Source organism: Methanobrevibacter sp., assembly GCF_051877095.1.
Lineage (GTDB): Archaea > Methanobacteriota > Methanobacteria > Methanobacteriales > Methanobacteriaceae > Methanocatella.
On sequence record NZ_JBJEIO010000009.1, the window covers coordinates 54,242 to 71,637 of the forward strand.

The following is a 17,396-nucleotide window of genomic DNA, read 5'->3' on the forward strand; positions in this document are numbered from 1 at the left end:
TTGATTTCATTGAATATAGCTGATCATAAGGCTCTTGAATCGAATTTTCCGAGTGCTTATTTTTGTGATTTTGCTCCGCTTTTCTGCTGTTGTGTCAGCTGATTTTCCAGTTGCTCTGTTCTAATGGCTGTCGATTTCGTACTTTAGTACTTACTTATACAATTTCTTAATGGTGTTGTTGGTGTAGGTTCAGCAGTTTTTGTAGTGGTTGCTGATGTAGGTTCTGTTATTATGGGCAGTTATATCATGTAACATATTAAAAATGCTCTTACTTTTACACTTGAAATGATACCTCGAAAAAAAATTTAACTGTTTAAAATTCTTTGATTCATCTATTCTATTTAGATAGCTACTTTTTTTCTAAATACTCTAATTTTAAATGTACTTCAAGTGTAAATAATAACTCTTCGTAAAATAGCTTGATTAGGTAATTAGTAAATTTATGAACGAATTAAGTTAATCAGGGTAAGTATATTTGTTTAATTTTTACACTTGAAATAACACTTCTCCGTTGAGTTTGAGGGCTTAATTCTAAATTTTTGGTGGGTCATCTATATGTTGTGGGAGAGATACTTAATTTTTACAATACTCTATAAAATAAAGAAAGAAAGAGGTAATCATTTGCATGGTTAAGCAACTAAGTATCATGAATACTTGAATGTATATTGAATATGGTGGGGGTAAAATCAACTATGAATTTTGGTTGGTTGCTCCGATTGGAAAATAAAGCTCAAATTCGGCTCTGATTCATATTGATAAAAACCCCAAAATCGAGCTTATTTTTTGGACCAAAAAATTGTGTTTTTGCAAGTGTATAAACACTTACAAAAATTAATTTAGAAACATTTTATTTTGTATGCATAGCTAAGTGTTGGTAGAGTAAGAACTCTTTTAATGTTGTTTCATACTTTCTGATTAATATTGTTTGTTTTCCTTGTCCTAAAGCTTCAATTTTTCCATTTCATTCGTTTATACGTTTTATTTTCATTATGTTTGTTCATCCAGTTATAGGAGTATTATATTTCCCATAATTTTCTGCTTGTTCAAAAACATCATTAATCACTTCATCTTCTGGAACTGGAGGATATCCATTGTCATCTAGAAGTATGATTAATTCTGCTTCAAGTTCGGCTTTCCTTGCAGTATTTTTCCAATCTCCAAATTTGGTTTTTTCTTCTACTAATTCTTTTACTTTTGCCGAAAGTGGCAATAATTTTTCATGCGGATATTCGAAATCATATTTTTCAGCACAGTATTTTAATATATCATAAAATGCTTTTTGTTCAATTGTAATATTCATTTCTTCAAACGATTTTCTATCTTTTTCAATATCTTCAAATAGTTCAGATATTTTTTTAGTAATCTCTTCGTAAGCTTCTAAAGCACGTGGATGCTTTCTACGCATTTCATTATAGTCATCCACAATTTTGTTTAAACGTTCAGTAAATTCTACAGATTTAATCCTATTTACTTTTTTATAATCAGTAATCACACGTTTTAATAATCTTTCAAGAAGTTTGATTCTTGTATTTGGTAACTGAATTTTATTGATAATATCTTGATATTGTTTTGAAAAAATTTCAAGGGCATCTGGACTTTGATCTATTTTAAATACTTCTTCAACTCCCTCAGATTGTATTGCAGCTTCAAGCATTTTGCCCACTTTACGATTCATCTGACTCACATCAGGAGCATCACCTTTATTATATTTATATATTATTGATCTAACTCCTTGATAGAAATAAATATAATCACGTTCTTCTTTAGAAATCTCTTCACTAGATGTACAAAGTTTATAAGCAGATGACAAATCTCTAACATGGCCCATAAACCTATTTTCTATATCTTCACTTACTTGAGCAAATTCTGCTGCTTCTTTTAAGCATTGTAATTTTTCTGAAGGAGTGCCATTGAAATAATCACTATCATCAAATTCATAGAACATGTTATGTAAAATACTTAATTTGTCTTTAACTATTTTTATTGCTTTATCAATGTCTTCAAATTGGTCATCGGCATTGTCATTATATTTTCGTAATGCTAAATCAAGTTCATCTTTAATTCCAATATAATCAATGATAATTCCAAATTCTTTTCCTTCATAAGCTCGATTTACTCTTGAAACTGTTTGAATTAAAGTGTGTTGTTGTATTGCTTTATCAATATAAATTAAATCTAAACAAGGAACATCAAATCCAGTTAACCACATATCTCTAACAATAGCAATTTTGAAATTGGAGTTTTCATTCTTAAATTCTTTACTTGCTTCAGCACGGTCTTTATCACTACCTAAAATTTCATAAAATTCAGGATCATCATCTTTTTCACGAGTCATAACCATTTTAATTTTAGGCATCTTTTTCAGCTCATCGAGATTAACCTTATCAAAATCTATATCGTCAGCATATCCTTCAATAGCCCATTCTGGACGTTTATTAATAACAATCTTATAAAATTCATAACCAATTTCTCGTTTTGAACAAACAAAAATTGCTTTGCCTTTCACAGTAGTTCTATCTTCAACACGCTGTTCATAATCAGCAATAAAATCATTGGCTACTTTTTCTAATCTATTAGGATTTCCAAGGATAACGTACATTCTAGTCATTTGTTTTATGCTTTCTTGAATTTGGTGTTGATTGGTTCCTTTCGATTCACAAAATTTATAATATTGTTCAATGAGCTTAATTAATTCCTCATCAACAGTGACTTTAGCATAACGGCCATCATATTTTAAATTAACAATAATACCATCATCAACAGCTTCATACATAGTGTATTGACTTACAATTTCTCCAAATACATCAATAGTTGCATCTATAGGTGTTCCAGTAAAACCAACATAAGTTGCATTCGGTAAAGATTCGTGCAAACATTTAGCAAAACCAATAGTCTTATATACTCCTGTTTCATCAACAGTTTGTTTCTCATCTAAGTTTAATTGAGACCTATGGGCCTCATCAGAAATACAAATAACATTAGAACGTTCAGTTAAAAGTTCAACAGATTCATTGAACTTTTGAATAGTAGTTAGATATACTCCTCCACTTTTTCTATCTTTTAAATACTCTTTTAGAGTTTTCCTTGAATCAAAACGAATTACATCATTATCCCCAATGAAATTCTTAGCATTAAGAAATTCTTCAGCTAACTGAATATCCAAATCATAACGATCAGTAATTAACAAAATAGTCGGATTTTTCAATCGTTTATCTCTCATAAGCATTCTTGTTAAATAAAGCATTGCATAACTTTTACCTGAACCTGTCGCACCAAAGACAGTCCCCCCTTTTCCATCACCTTCTGGTTTAATATGTTTTATAACATTTTCATGGACTTTGGTAGCTGAGAAATATTGAGGATATCTACAAATGATTTTAACTTCATGATTACTTACATCTGGGAAATAAATAAAATCTTTAATTATATCTAAGAGAATCTCTTTATTGAATAAACCATACATCATAGTATACAATGAATTTATACCCTCTTTTTCAATATCTTCTTCTTTTAGTTTTTTCCAAGCATAAAAATATTCATAATCTGTAAATAAAGTACCATATTTATTATTTACACCATCACTAATCACGACAAATGCATTATACTTAAACAATTCAGGAATATCTCTTTGATATCTAATAGTTAACTGTTCATAAGCATCATAAATTGTAGCCTCTTCTCCTCGAACAGCACTTTTAAATTCTAATACTACAATTGGAAGTCCATTAATGAAAACAATGCCATCGGGAATACGTTTAACAGAACCTTCAATCTCAACTTGATTTACAAATTTAAATATATTATTAGTCCTGTCTTCAAAATCTATTAAATGAATAAATATGTCTTTGTCATCAATATTTTCACGTTTAAATAAAAACCCATTTGTTAATAATGAAAAAAATTCTTTGTTTGCATCGTAAACAGAAGATACAGAAATGTTTTTCAAACGTTGAATAATATTTTTTATTTCAGAATCAGTAATATCGTACATTCTTTTTAAATATGTAATTAAGTCATCTTCAATAAGGACATTATTTTTATTTCTATTAATTTCATCACCATGATAACAATCATAGCCGTTTTTACCAAATAAATCTTTAAATGATTGTTCTAATTCATATTCATCAAATGACATCCATACCCCTCCTGATTAAACCTCTAACTCACATTTATCTTAGAGACATCAATTTCACCAGTCATTAGTTTAGCTATTAATGTGTCTCTTAATTTTTGTAATTTTTCTATTTCAAAACAATTTGCAGATATCTGAGAATATAAAGGATGTACAATATTTTTATATTCTGAAATAATGTCTTCTGGAGGGCATATAATATTAAATGATTCTAAATTCTCTTTATTAATATGTTGTTGGGCCCCGCCTGTTTGATGTTTTAATAATTCAAAAAGAATGCTTGAAATTAATGGATATATAAATTCATATGGGTACTTTTTATTGGGAACAACACCAATCACTGATTGATTCGCACATGAATCTATTTCCAATAAACTAATTTGACCTAAAGTAGCACCAGTAATAGCTATAACTGTAGTTTTGGCAGGCAATAATTTTGTAGCAGATTTTTTTAAACCTTCTTCAGTAATATATTCGGAAGGTTCAATTATCCTAAATTCATTAACTTTCCCAGAATTTATCCATGCAATATTTCCTCCCCAATATGATTCATTAGACCTACTTGGGGTTCCACCTAATTTACAATCTAAAATATCTCCCACGGAGGTAATATTCCATCCTTTTGGTATTTTTCCAATTTTAGAATCGATAAATTTCTCATTAATGAAAGGAGTGAAATCAATGAAATAATACTTAAATATAGTATGACATGTTTCATCTAAATTCTTACTTAAATTTTTGAGTATTGTTATTCTATCATCGATAAGGTTTTTAATTTCAACTACTTTGTTTTGATGTTCTAATGGTGGAACAAAGAGTTCTGTGTTTTCCATATCTTCCCATGAAAATATTTCACGTACTGATCCATGTGAGTGATATCTTGCATATCTATCAAATTCTGGACGTTCAAACCATAACATAAGATAATCTGGATTTAATAAATCTGCATCAACATCAAATACTGTATATGATGATGAGATTATACCTCCTTTTTCTTTGAATAAAGCTACAGATATCTTATCCCCATTTCTTGATGTTGTAGGCATGTAAACAAATTGATTGTATGCAATTAATTTATATTTACTTAAATCAGCACCAATAATATTTGCTTTTGAGTCTGTGAATTGTTTTTCATTACTTAAACCTACTAAATTAGTTTCAGAAGAATCTTTGTTCTTAAGTTTAGACTCAGTAATATAGTTACCTAATTTACTATAATTTGATTTCATGCCCTAACTCCTCAAATAGTTTCAGTATCTTATCTTTAGAGTCTTGCTCTTCTTTATACAATTCTACAAATTCATTTTTCAATTCGGACATTTTCTCATCAAAATTTAATGTTTCAACAGCATCAACAAATTCAATATATCTACTTGGAACTAAAACATAATCTTTCTCTTTAATCTCATCTAATTCAGCAGAATAACAAAATTCAGAAATGTCTTCATAATTATATATATTTGAACGCCATGTATTAATTGTAGAAACTACTTTATCCCTATCTTCTTGTGTTAATTGAACATATTTTTTATCAAATGGAGCGCCCATTTGTCTTAAATCTAAGAATAAGATTTCATTTGTTCTATCTCTAAAGTTATTTTTTTCTTTTTTGTTTTTATTAATAATCCAAAGGGATACAGAAATGTCAGTTGTATAAAATAATTTTCTAGGTAATATTAATATAGCTTCTACAAGATCATTTTCTATTAATTGTTTTCTAATTTTGTATTCGGCACCTTTATCACTTAAAGATCCATTTGATAATAAAAATCCTGCAATACCCTCTACTGATAGTTTAGATACCATATGAAGAATCCATCCATAGTTTGCATTACTTGTTGGGGGTACTTCATATCCATCCCATCGAGGGTCTTTTGTTAATTCTTCACTTGCCCTCCATTTTTTCTGGTTGAATGGTGGATTCGCCATGATATAATCCGCTTTTAAATCAGGATGTTGATCATTGAAAAATGTATTCGCCGCTTTATCTCCTAAGTTTCCTTTAATACCCCTTATTGCTAAATTCATTTTTGCTAATTTTAGTGTTGTTGAAGTGTATTCTTGACCATATATTGAAAGTTCATTTGTATCTCCATGATGACTTTCCAAAAGCTTATATGATTGTACAAACATACCTCCAGATCCACAACAGGGGTCATATAATATTCCATCGTGAGGTTCTAATATTTCAGCAATTAGATTTACAATAGATTTTGGAGTATAGAACTCTCCTTTACTTGATGCTTCTTTAATAGCAAATTTACTTAAAAAATATTCATATATTCTACCAAAGAAATCGTTATCATCTTCAGGAATTCTAATATTATTTATTTCATCTAATAAACTTGCTATATTATTGCTTTCTAATTCTAAACTTGTGAAATAGTTGTTAGGTAGCGCTCCTTTTAAATCATCATTTAGTTTTTCAATATTGCTTAATGCAGTATCTATCTTTAAAGCAATATCTGGTTGTTTTGCATTTTCAATTAAATATTCCCAACGAGACTCTTCATCCAAATAAAATACATTATCTTTATTATAAAATACGGGTTTATCAATGTATTTTTTTCTACCTTCATCAATTAACTTTTGTCTTTGTTTTTTAAATTTATCACTTATATTTTTTAAAAATATTAAACTGAGTACTACGTGTTTATATTGTGATGTTTCTACTGACCCCCTCAGTTTATCTGCAGCATTCCACAATGATTCTTCAATTGAGATTTGTTTTTTTGCCAAACATATCACCCTTATAAAAAAATTATTTTAATTTGTATCATATTTTTATTAGACACATTTTATAATGGTTATTATTTGTGGTTATTTATTATTGAATTAGGAGATTAAAAATATAAATTAATATGTGGTTTAATTTAAACTTTGGAGGGTATTTATTATTTTCATCAATAATTTTTTTTACTTTATTTTTGTCAGTAATTTTCCATTCCAAACCATTTAAAATGATTTTTTCTTTGAGTTTGTTTATATCAACACTTGTTATAGCAATCTGTTTTCCATTTTTATATTGTAACCTTTATGATGGTTCGTAGAATCAAAATAATTAATCCAAAATAATTCTTTTTCATCTAATTCATTATTATCAAAATATTTTTATAAAAATTTAATAAAATTATTAACTAGTGATAATTATGGTGCATTACGAACTAAATGAGCAGCAAAATGGTATTGAATTATATTTTGATGGGTTTCCAGGTTATCCATTAATAAATGAAATGAAAAGTCATAAACTACGTTGGAACCCCAGCAAAAAGTGTTGGTGGACTTATCAATCAAATGTTGAAGGAGTCAAATTCATTAAAGATTATTGTGCCAAAAGTACTGAAGACAATGCTGATAAAACAATAACCTTCGATAAAATGATAAAAGGCCGTTGCTGTTATGTAGATACAATATTTAATTTTAATAAGGAAAATGAGAATGATTTTATCAACAAAATCAAATCAACATTTTTAGAAGAACATTTAGTTGATTTAAGTGATTCTCAAATTAATGCTTGGGTTGATTCATTTAGAGTAATGCAAAATCTTAATTTGAACCCTAATCTCAATATTATTTTTGAATATGTTTTACCTTACGAATCTGGTAGGCGTCCAGATATAATTTTAATTTCAAATGATCATGTAGTAATTTTAGAATTTAAAATGAAACATGAGGTTAAATATGAAGATATTGACCAAGTAAAAGCCTATGCTAGGGATATAAGAGAATATCATTATGAATCACGTGATAAAGAAGTTGTTCCTTTGCTGGTTTTAACAAGAACTAGTGGACTAAATGAAGAAATAAATAATATAACCTGTGTTTCTGGAGACATGCTTCAAGGAGTTTTAGATAATATTTTCACTTATGAAATTACCGATTGTGATGCTAATTATTGGATTGCATCTAAATATGAACCATTACCTACCATTGTAGAGGCTGCAAGAACTTTTATGAAAAATGAACCTTTACCAAATATAAGGCGAGTAAATAGTGCTGGAATTCCTCAAGCAATTGAAAATCTTGAAAATTTAACAGAATATGCAAGAGACAATCAAAAACATATTATTGCATTGGTCACTGGTGTTCCAGGTGCTGGAAAAACTTATCTTGGATTGCAATATGTTTATGATATTGAAAAAGTTGGTTCAGTTTATTTATCCGGTAATGGGCCGTTAGTTGAAGTTTTAACTGACGCTTTGAAAAGTAAAAACTTTGTAAGAAATTTGCATACTGTTATTAATGAATATAGACGTACTGGCGCTCCTGATTTTGATAAAAATATTATTGTTTTTGATGAAGGGCAGCGTGCTTGGGATTCCGAGCAAATGGCTGCTAAACGTAATGATGATCGTTCCGAACCAGATATAATGATTGAACTTTGTGAAAACCGTTTAGATTGGTGTGTTCTTTTAATATTGGTGGGCGAAGGTCAAGAAATATATAATGGTGAAAATTCTGGTATGGCATTATGGGATATTGCTCTTAAAAATAGTAAATTTGATTGGGAAATTGCTTGTCCAGCTAAATTAGATTCATATTTTGAAGACCATTTACTTCTTGACAACATAGAAAAAGACTCCTTTGATTTAACTGTTTCTCTACGTTCACACTTATCAGGCACTGTTAGTGAATTTGTTAATTATCTTATGGCGGGTGAAATTGAAAAAGCATCTCAACTTACTGATGAAATTTATGCTGAAGATTATGATATGTATTGCACTCGAAACTTAGATAAAGCTAAGGATTATTGTAAAAGATATTCTGAAGAACCAAATAAACAATATGGTTTGATTGCGTCTTCAAAAAGTTCTGTTCTTAAAAATTATGGTATGTATAATGATTTCAAATCAACAAGAAAAGTTAATGTTGCTAAATGGTTTAATGCACCATCTAATGACCCTCAATCTTGTTGTGCTTTAAAAGATGTAGTAACTGAATTTGCTATACAAGGATTAGAATTAGATATGCCTATAATTGGTTGGGAAACTGATATGATTTGGAATGGCTCTGAATGGGAAAAATTTAGAAAAAATGAAGATGAAAATAGTGATGCCAATACATATAGAAGAAATAGTTATAGAGTATTATTAACTAGGGGACGTGATGGATTTATTGTATTTGTCCCTCCTGTTGATAAGTTGGATTCTGTTTATGAGTTATTATTGTCTGTTGGAATAAAAGAATTAAATTAAAAAAAGGATTTAAAAAAATAAAATTATATCCATTTTATTTTCTTCTTAAAGGGAACATCCAAACGTTTCTATTGTCTCCCTCAGCGTCTGGTTGAATTTCTTGATATGGTTCACCAGCTAATTCTACAAGGCCATGATAAGTATACCTTCCTTCTTCGAAAACTTCGAATAAATGAAGGTCAACACCATTAGTTGCGGATTCATTTAATGTTTTGTTTTGCATGTAATTAATGTCTTGGTCTCCAATTCTACCCATTCCAGTATAATGAAGAATATCTCCTTTCCATGCATCATCATACATTTTATTATGGTCAAAAACTATTACGAGAGTGTTTGTTGTTTTTGAACGGCGCATGCCTCCAGATTTACCGCATTTAAAAGCGTCCATAAGTTCGTCGTTGCTGTAACCTTCTCCAATTATTAAATCACTTATATTCATGATGGTTGTCCTCCGATTTTTGTTGGTATTACTAATATTATAATCAGGTTATTAATAAAGTTTCTGTTTTTAAATATTTTAAAAAAATTTTATAAGGATTATTCTTTTTTTACTTCTTCTAAGACATCTTGGAATATTTCCTTTAAACCAAGTAATGCATTCCAAACTGTGTCTATTTCGTCATGCATAACTTTACTTGAATGAACAACATTATTTCTTAAAGTATAATAATAAAGAGCTGAACAAGTAGAATTTTTGGGGTTTAGTTTATAACTTTCTAAATCCTCTGCTGAAAAAATTTCATCTTGCCATACTTTTTGATGGCTTAAATAGAATCCGTTATCTCCAATAGCATTGTAATTTTTTTGTAATGATTTTTTAAATGAAGGTTCTATTGAAAATTTTTTAACATTCATAGTTTTTGTGTGTCCGTATCTGAATGTTAAAAATCGATCGATTGCAGACCACAATGTTATATACAATGATTGGACATATACAAATGGTTTTAAATCATCCCACTGATAATTAAAAGGATGTTGTTTTATTCCTTTAATATTAAAATCCACGTAATCTAATATATTTTTAAAAACGGGGTCTACTCGCCAATCATAACCATTTGGGCCAAAACCATGTGATCTTTCTGGAAAAGGTTTATTTTCAGGGTACATTAAAACATTTACTTTCTGGCCGTCCACTGTGATTACTTTCCAACAATAAAGATGCATGTTTTTACTGTATCCAATGGTTTTATAAGCTTCTCTTTCAGGATATTTAAATTTAATAATATTTGCTTTAATAGGGCTATGTGAAGATTTATTTAGTAAAACAGGTACTCCATTTACATTACCTAATTCATAATTTATTTCAATATCTTCAGGGGTTCCTTTAACATACTCTTCAATTTGTGAATATGCTAATTGGTGTGGTTTAAAAAAACCGTAAGATAGAAACGGCAATTTTAAATTTTCTTTTTTGGGAATTCCAGCACTTTCTATAATTCTTCTACGGTTATAACAATCATCCAAATTTTTGCCCATTATTCTCACCCTTAATTATAATGTTGTTTTTCATAAGAAATATATTTTCATGTTGTATTAATATTGTTTTAAGCTTATAAAATTACAAACAAAAAGCAATAATCACTTGGATTCATATGTAAAGACTTAAATAATTAATTAATCAATTAATTACATAAGTAGGTGTTTGTTATGGCAATTTTAACTATTGATGTCTTGAAGAACCTAATAGAGAACATACCTGATGATTATACTGTTGAATATAATAAAGAAGTAACTATTGCTCCAATCGATGACACAGTAGAGATTGATATTAGTGGTAAAAGACTTATATTCAAATAAAAATCTGTTTATAGTATTGTAATAGCATAGTCATGCAATAGCAATAGCTAAACCTCTATTAAACTGAAATGATTTACTACTTTTAATTTTATTTTTGTAATACTTTTATGGTACATTATTATTATTTATCGTAAAAATAGTGTATAGTTTATTATAGAGCTTTGAAAATTCAATGGAGGACATGTCTCAGTATAGTGAAGGACCATTATATGATGAAGTGAGAAGATCAATTGTTGAAATTAGAATGGGTCGTAATTTTGATGAAGCATGGAGGGCAATGAGTAAACGTTTAAAATCAAAAGAATTAGAGAGGATATTTGGAATTATTCTTGATGGTAGGAGAAGTGGATCTAGTATTTCTACTGTTTTGTTTGATGTTTCCAATGATTTAAGAGATTTGATGGCTCTTAAGCGTGAGAGAAAGTCTTCGGTTATGATGTCAGTTATGTTTTTGTTAATTTCATCTATTGTAGCAACACCTTTTGCAATGGGTATGGTTAGTGTTTATTCTAGTTTTATGCAAAGCTATGGAATGGAATCTGAAATTATTTTGTCAGCTCCAATTGTAGGTGAAATATATTTAATAATTCACTCTCTTTTGGTAGGTTTTATTATTAGTATTATAATGTATGGGGAGGTTAAAAAGGGAATCAAGTTTTCTATACCTCTTGTAGGAGTATCTTTTGGAATATTTTATTTAATGTCTACATTTGGTGCAACATTATTAACTGGGGGATTTTAATGGATAATCAGGCTCAAACATCTGCAGAATTTATTTTATTGTTTGGAGGAATATTTGTTGTGGTTTTATTGGTTATTTATATGTATAATAATTATTTAAATGATTTGGGTGGTCAAGTCCAATCAAAAGAGGTTGTTGAATTTAATAATCAATTAAAAACACTTAATGAATATTTTAAATAGTTAAGATAAATTTATTTAATCTAAACAGGAATATAAATAATATATGGAAGGGATTTTTAGATTTATAGAAAAATATTATTGTATTATTATTTTACTTTTTGTTTGTATTGCATTAATTTATCCAAGTTCATTTACTTGGGTTTTAAGTAATTATGCCAATATTGATATTTTAAATTTACTTTTAAGTATTGTTCTTTTTACTATGGGAACTACTCTTAAAGTAGATGATTTTATAAGTATATTTAAAAATCCTAAGGAAATTGTTCTTGGAATTTCAGCACAGTATATTATAATGCCTATTTTAGCATTTGCTCTTGCAAGTCTATTCTCATTGGATATGGCATTAATGGTGGGTGTCATTTTAGTTGGTACTGTTCCTGGAGGTACTGCATCTGATCTTATGGCGTTCCTTGCAAATGGGGATGTAGCATTATCAGTATCTTTAACTGCAGTTTCTACTCTGCTTTCACCAATTTTAACTCCTATATTGACTTTAATTTTGGTTGGAAATCAAATTTCTTTTAGTCCTATTGACATGTTCTTATCAATTCTTCAAATTGTAATTATCCCAATATTAATAGGTTTAATGCTTAATTATAAATTTCCTGCATTTTGTACAAGATTAAAAGAGTATTTACCAGCTATTTCTGCAATTGTTGTTTGTGTAATTGTTGCAGGAGTAATTAGTGTAAATAAACAAGCTATTTTAACATCATCTTTTACTATAATGATGGTAATTATTATCCAATATTTCTTAGCGATGGCTTCAGGTTTTATTATTGGTTATTTATCAGGTATGAATCGTAAAACTATTATTACTATAGCTATTGAACTTTCTTTTCAAAATTCTGGTTTATCAACTGGGCTTGCTAAAACTCATTTTCCAAATTTGGTATCTGCAACAGTCCCAGGAGCATTATATTCCATATGGCAAAACTTTGCTGGGTCAATTATGACTTATGTATTGAATAGATATTATAATTCTGAGTAGGTTCAATGTTTTAAGTAAATAATGTTATTTCTATTTAAGAGGAGTTATATTAAATTAGTTTTTTAAAATAATGTGGTAAAAGTTTATTTTTAATTTTTAACCAATTATGGATTTTTTCTAGAATAAAATTTTTTTCTAATAATAATTATGTTACCTGTTAATTTTATTTTAAAGTTCATTTAAATAACTGTATAAGTTATATTAAATCTATTTTTGTGTGGAAATTGGATTTAAAGTCTTGTTTGTTAGTTATTGTAAAAGATGTGATGGATAGTAAATCTATATTTTTATTTATTTTTTACATTCAAGGATTTTATTCAATTGTTTAGTGATTTTATTAGAGAATAATTCTAAAATAAAAAAATAAGGAAATAATATTTAAAGAAAGTAAACAAGTCATGTTTAGTATTATTATTTCAAATGGTATTGAATTTTTGGTATAATCCAAACTCCAAAAAGTGAAATAAAACAGCATACTGTAATAGCAGGAGGATAAATAAAGTATCCAATAAATATACCAATTAAAATTAAAGGTATAGTTCCATATAGTGAGTATTGTTTATTTAATATGATATATAATGCAATATTTGCGGGATCGGTTTTTTTTAAGAGTTTACTATTTATAATCAACAGAATTACAATTGTAATGAAATATAATCCATATACAAATTGTGGGAAGAATAAGAAGAAATGCTCACCGACAAATAATGTAATGTAAGGGAGGAATGAAAATACAAATAATGTTATTCCCATGCTCCAAACTACCTTTGAATCTATTTTATTCACTATACTAAATAAATTGTTGTTATAGTTCCAAAAATCAAAACAAACAATGAAACTCATAGCATAAAGTAAGAAGTCGTATCTTAATTCATAAAGAGCATCCCAAGTTCCTGTACTTGCAAATGGTAATTCTAAGACAAGAATTGTAATAATTATAGCTAAAATAGCATCAATCAATGCTTCGAACCTATCAGTTTCCATTATAATCCCTCTTTATCAATATATCAATGAGAATCCATAAAATAACTGTTATTAAACAACATAAATAAATTCCTGGAGTATATACTGTGTAAGTTAATATGAATCCAATAATTAAAATGATTATTGGAAAATGTTCATATTTGGATTGATTATTCAATTCAAGCAATTTAGGGTTATATGGATTACTTTTATAAATATTTCTTGTAGCTAATGAAATTAAAACATGTGTGATTATAAATATTAATCCGAACATTGTTTGAGAAGGTATGGAATAAATGTTAGATGCAATCCATTTTGTAAAGTAAGGTAATAATGTAATAACAAAAATCATAGTTCCATAAATCCAAAGTGTCATATTGTCGATTATATCTATCTCATGTAATAATTTATGATTTGAATGCCAAATGTTAAATAATGTTAAAAAACTAATTAGATAAGCAATATAATTAGTTTTTAATGAAAATAACGCTTCTGGAGTAGGTGATGATGGCTGTGGAATTTTTAAAACTAATATTGTTATAATAATTGCTAAAATTGCATCAAAAAATGTTTCAAATCTAGTAGTTTCCATAGGAGGATATTTAATATTTCTCATATAAAATATTAATTAAGGTGATATGATGGATATGTTAATTGGTGGTAAACACATTTCAAGTGATGATTTAGAAGATGTAATCAACCCATATAATGGTGAAGTAATTGATACTATTCCAATTGCTCATATACAAACTGTAAAACTAGCAATTGCTGAAGCAAATAATGCTAAAGATGAATTATCTGAAATGTCTGCATTTAAAATATCAAATAAATTATTTAATGTTGTTAATAAATTAAAAGAAAAACGTGAGGAATTTGCAAAAATATTATCTTTAGAGATTGGAAAACCGATTAATGAGTCTTTAGTGGAAGTTGATAGATCTATTGAAACATTAAAACTAGCAGCTGAAGAAGCAAAAAGAATTTATGGTGAAAGTGTACCTCTTGATGCAGGTCTTAATGGTAAAGGTTTTTTTGCATTTACCCAACGTTTACCATTGGGTGTTGTTGCAGCAATAACTCCTTTCAATTATCCGCTTAATTTAACAATCCATAAAATAGCACCAGCTATTGCTTGCAAAAATACAACAATAATAAAACCACCAACTGAAGCTCCATTAGCAGTAATGAAATTTGCTGAATTATTAAATGAGGAGTTTCCGGATGGTGTTGTAAATACAGTCACTGGATATGGTTCTGAGGTTGGAGATTACTTAGTTACCTCTCAGGATGTTAATAAAATTTCATTTACTGGAAGTGTTACAACAGGATTGATGATTTCCCAAAAAGCAGGTATGAAAAGAGTTACTTTGGAACTCGGTGGAAATGATCCTATGATTGTTTTAAATGATGCAGATATTGATAAAGCTGTAAAAGGTGTTATTAATGGTGCATTTTTAAATGCAGGTCAAGTTTGTATGGGTGTAAAAAGAATAATAATTGAAGATAGTATTGCTTGTGAATTTTGTGAAAAATTGGTTAGTGAAACTGAAAAATTAGTAATGGGTAATCCACTAGATCCTAAAACTACATTAGGAACTTTAATATCTAAAAAAGCAGCAATACAAGTGGAAGAAGCAGTTAATAATGCTGTGGATATGGGTGCTAAAGTATTGACTGGAGGTACTCGAGATGGATCATTTTATGAGGCTACTGTGATTGATAATGTTACGCCAGAGATGGATTTAGTTTCAAACGAAACATTTGGTCCAATAGCGCCTATTATTCGTGTTAAAAATTTAGATGAAGCTATTGAGGTTGCTAATGATACGGATTATGGTCTTCAAGCAGGTGTGTTTACTAGTGATTATGCATCTGCAATGAGATGTGCAAATGAAATTGAAGCTGGAACAGTTTTTGTTAATAAACAATCAACATTTAGAACAGATAATATGCCATTTGGGGGATTTAAAAATAGTGGTGTTGGAAAAGAAGGTATTAAATATGCTGTTGAAGAAATGACAAAAATAAAATTAATTGGATTAAATTTAAGATAAAAAATAAGTAATTAAACTTATTTTAAATAGTTTTCAATAAGGTTACGTGTTTCATTAAGGGATTCCATTGGGATTCCTTTTGGCATTTGACCAAGTTCTCCTTCAACATCTTTAAGGATATTTCCGTTCATTCCAAGAAACATTCCTTCACTTACGATATCACTAAATGACTGTGGTGGGAGTAATGAGACACCAACTCGGTTATTATCTTTAACATTCAAATCATTAGTAAGGACAGTAATTGCACGTTTACCAAGATTTACATTACAAATTAATAATTTATCATTTTTAGGATGCTTTGTAACACTCATTACTTCTCCAACTTTAATATCAACTCCGATAATTGGATCATTAATTGGGCCAAGAGCTAATCTATCTTTTAGACCAATAACAGTATCTAAGAAAAATCTCACTTTTGCAATATTTTCTTGGGTTTTTTCTCTATCTTCTTTAGGAGCATTGCTTAAGAACTTTTTATTCCATTCTGGTCCTCCTAAATATTCAATAATTTTTTCTCCTTTTTCTTTTAATGATGTAACGTCTGGAGAGTTTACTAATTCATCTCCTTCTAAGTAAGAATAAATTAATGATTGGAAGTCACTATTCATTTCTTTTCCAAGGTCAATAGCTTGTTTTTTATTCCAACTTCCTCTAAAAGATGCTGTTGGAATGAGATTTAGATAATTTTCCCTTGCTTTACTTGCTACTAAAATTCTATAATCTTTTGTTGTATCCCACATTTCAAGTCTCCTTTTTATCTAGATTATACTTTAAATTTATAATTTAATAAATTTTTTTGTAAAATAAGACTTATTTAACTTATTTAAAAATAAAAAACTATTTATATTAACAATAAAATAAATTTATACATATTTATTCAAAATTATTGTGGTGTAAAAATGGTAGAAGTTTCAAAATTACGCAGTTTAGATATTTATACTAACACAGGACATTATGTTGGTCGTGTTGAAGATGTTGTTCTTAATATTAGGTTAGGAACTATTTCAAAATTACAAGTTAGAGCTATTGAACATGAAAGAAAACCTGCTGGAGTTCTTAATTCATTTTTAGGTACTATTCGTGGAGAAATTCCAGAGGAAAATGACATGAAATCTTTCCAAAATGATTTATTAACAGTTGATTTTGATAAAGTCCAAGCTATTGGGGATATTATGTTAATTAACCCAAGAGACATTAAAAAAGTTAATAATGATCCACAAGTTCCTGATGCTGTAGTTCCAAAACAAGCTGAAACTCAACCACAAGAAACACAAATCCAATTTAACAATGAAAGACCATAATGTCTTTTATCTATTTTTTTAATTTTTTTTTTTAATGGT

Annotated in this window: 15 protein-coding genes; 7 read left to right on the plus strand and 8 right to left on the minus strand. The window is 28.4% G+C overall.

The genetic code is table 11. The features are described 5' to 3' along the window. Positions 1-997: 997 nt before the first annotated feature. From ACI389_RS06210 to ACI389_RS06220, 3 genes are read right to left on the minus strand one after another with little or no spacing between them, the layout of a single operon-like run. Positions 998-4,135: a type I restriction endonuclease subunit R gene (locus ACI389_RS06210; RefSeq protein WP_439780669.1), complete on the minus strand. Its 3,138-nt coding sequence runs from the start codon at positions 4,133-4,135 to the stop codon at positions 998-1,000. 23 nt (positions 4,136-4,158) lie between these two features. Then, on the minus strand, positions 4,159-5,361 hold the full coding sequence (locus ACI389_RS06215; RefSeq protein WP_439780670.1) for a restriction endonuclease subunit S: 1,203 nt from the start codon (positions 5,359-5,361) through the stop codon (positions 4,159-4,161). Beyond that, positions 5,345-6,871 carry an N-6 DNA methylase gene (locus ACI389_RS06220; RefSeq protein WP_439780671.1) on the minus strand — a complete coding sequence of 509 codons (1,527 nt, stop codon included), beginning with the start codon at positions 6,869-6,871 and terminating at the stop codon, positions 5,345-5,347. The genes ACI389_RS06215 and ACI389_RS06220 overlap by 17 nt, the downstream gene beginning before the upstream one ends. A 410-nt stretch (positions 6,872-7,281) precedes the next feature. On the opposite strand from ACI389_RS06220, the gene ACI389_RS06225 reads away from it, so the two are divergent. Then, positions 7,282-9,327, plus strand: coding sequence for a DNA/RNA helicase domain-containing protein (locus ACI389_RS06225; RefSeq protein ID WP_439780672.1), 2,046 nt, complete (start codon positions 7,282-7,284; stop codon positions 9,325-9,327). A 34-nt stretch (positions 9,328-9,361) separates the two neighbouring features. On the opposite strand, the gene ACI389_RS06230 is transcribed toward ACI389_RS06225, so the two are convergent. Together ACI389_RS06230 and ACI389_RS06235 are read right to left on the minus strand one after the other, a co-directional pair. Continuing rightward, positions 9,362-9,766 (minus strand): hypothetical protein, encoded by a 405-nt coding sequence (locus ACI389_RS06230; protein ID WP_439780673.1) that lies wholly within the window; start codon positions 9,764-9,766, stop codon positions 9,362-9,364. 98 nt (positions 9,767-9,864) lie between these two features. Next, the gene (locus tag ACI389_RS06235; protein ID WP_439780674.1) at positions 9,865-10,803 is read right to left on the minus strand and encodes a hypothetical protein; all 939 of its coding nucleotides are present in this window, start codon (positions 10,801-10,803) and stop codon (positions 9,865-9,867) included. A 162-nt stretch (positions 10,804-10,965) separates the two neighbouring features. Between ACI389_RS06235 and ACI389_RS06240 the strand changes: the two genes are divergently transcribed. The 4 genes from ACI389_RS06240 (at position 10,966) to ACI389_RS06255 (ending at position 13,039) form a co-directional block, all read left to right on the plus strand. Continuing rightward, positions 10,966-11,124, plus strand: a complete 159-nt coding sequence (locus tag ACI389_RS06240; RefSeq protein ID WP_439780675.1) for a hypothetical protein — start codon at positions 10,966-10,968, stop codon at positions 11,122-11,124. Positions 11,125-11,296: 172 nt separating this feature from the next. After that, on the plus strand, positions 11,297-11,866 hold the full coding sequence (locus ACI389_RS06245) for a type II secretion system F family protein (protein WP_439780676.1): 570 nt from the start codon (positions 11,297-11,299) through the stop codon (positions 11,864-11,866). After that, entirely contained in the window at positions 11,866-12,048 is a 183-nt protein-coding gene (locus ACI389_RS06250; RefSeq protein WP_439780677.1) for a class III signal peptide-containing protein, read from the plus strand. The genes ACI389_RS06245 and ACI389_RS06250 overlap by 1 nt, the downstream gene beginning before the upstream one ends. A 43-nt stretch (positions 12,049-12,091) precedes the next feature. Further along, positions 12,092-13,039, plus strand: a complete 948-nt coding sequence (locus tag ACI389_RS06255; RefSeq protein WP_439780678.1) for a bile acid:sodium symporter family protein — start codon at positions 12,092-12,094, stop codon at positions 13,037-13,039. Between the two features lie 411 nt (positions 13,040-13,450). On the opposite strand, the gene ACI389_RS06260 is transcribed toward ACI389_RS06255, so the two are convergent. Together ACI389_RS06260 and ACI389_RS06265 are read right to left on the minus strand one after the other, a co-directional pair. Next, a complete protein-coding gene (locus ACI389_RS06260) occupies positions 13,451-14,023 on the minus strand; it encodes a TMEM175 family protein (RefSeq protein ID WP_439780679.1) in 573 nt (190 codons plus the stop codon). Next, on the minus strand, positions 14,013-14,618 hold the full coding sequence (locus ACI389_RS06265; RefSeq protein ID WP_439780680.1) for a TMEM175 family protein: 606 nt from the start codon (positions 14,616-14,618) through the stop codon (positions 14,013-14,015). The genes ACI389_RS06260 and ACI389_RS06265 overlap by 11 nt, the downstream gene beginning before the upstream one ends. Before the next feature lie 25 nt (positions 14,619-14,643). Here ACI389_RS06265 and ACI389_RS06270 point away from each other — a divergent pair, with 25 nt between their 5' ends. Continuing rightward, positions 14,644-16,056, plus strand: a complete 1,413-nt coding sequence (locus tag ACI389_RS06270) for a lactaldehyde dehydrogenase (protein ID WP_439780743.1) — start codon at positions 14,644-14,646, stop codon at positions 16,054-16,056. Positions 16,057-16,073: 17 nt separating this feature from the next. Here ACI389_RS06270 and ACI389_RS06275 read toward each other — a convergent pair whose 3' ends face one another. Further along, positions 16,074-16,796: a tRNA-binding protein gene (locus ACI389_RS06275; protein WP_439780681.1), complete on the minus strand. Its 723-nt coding sequence runs from the start codon at positions 16,794-16,796 to the stop codon at positions 16,074-16,076. Between the two features lie 159 nt (positions 16,797-16,955). Here ACI389_RS06275 and ACI389_RS06280 point away from each other — a divergent pair, with 159 nt between their 5' ends. Then, positions 16,956-17,357: a PRC-barrel domain-containing protein gene (locus ACI389_RS06280; protein WP_439780682.1), complete on the plus strand. Its 402-nt coding sequence runs from the start codon at positions 16,956-16,958 to the stop codon at positions 17,355-17,357. The last annotated feature ends 39 nt before the right edge of the window (positions 17,358-17,396 follow it).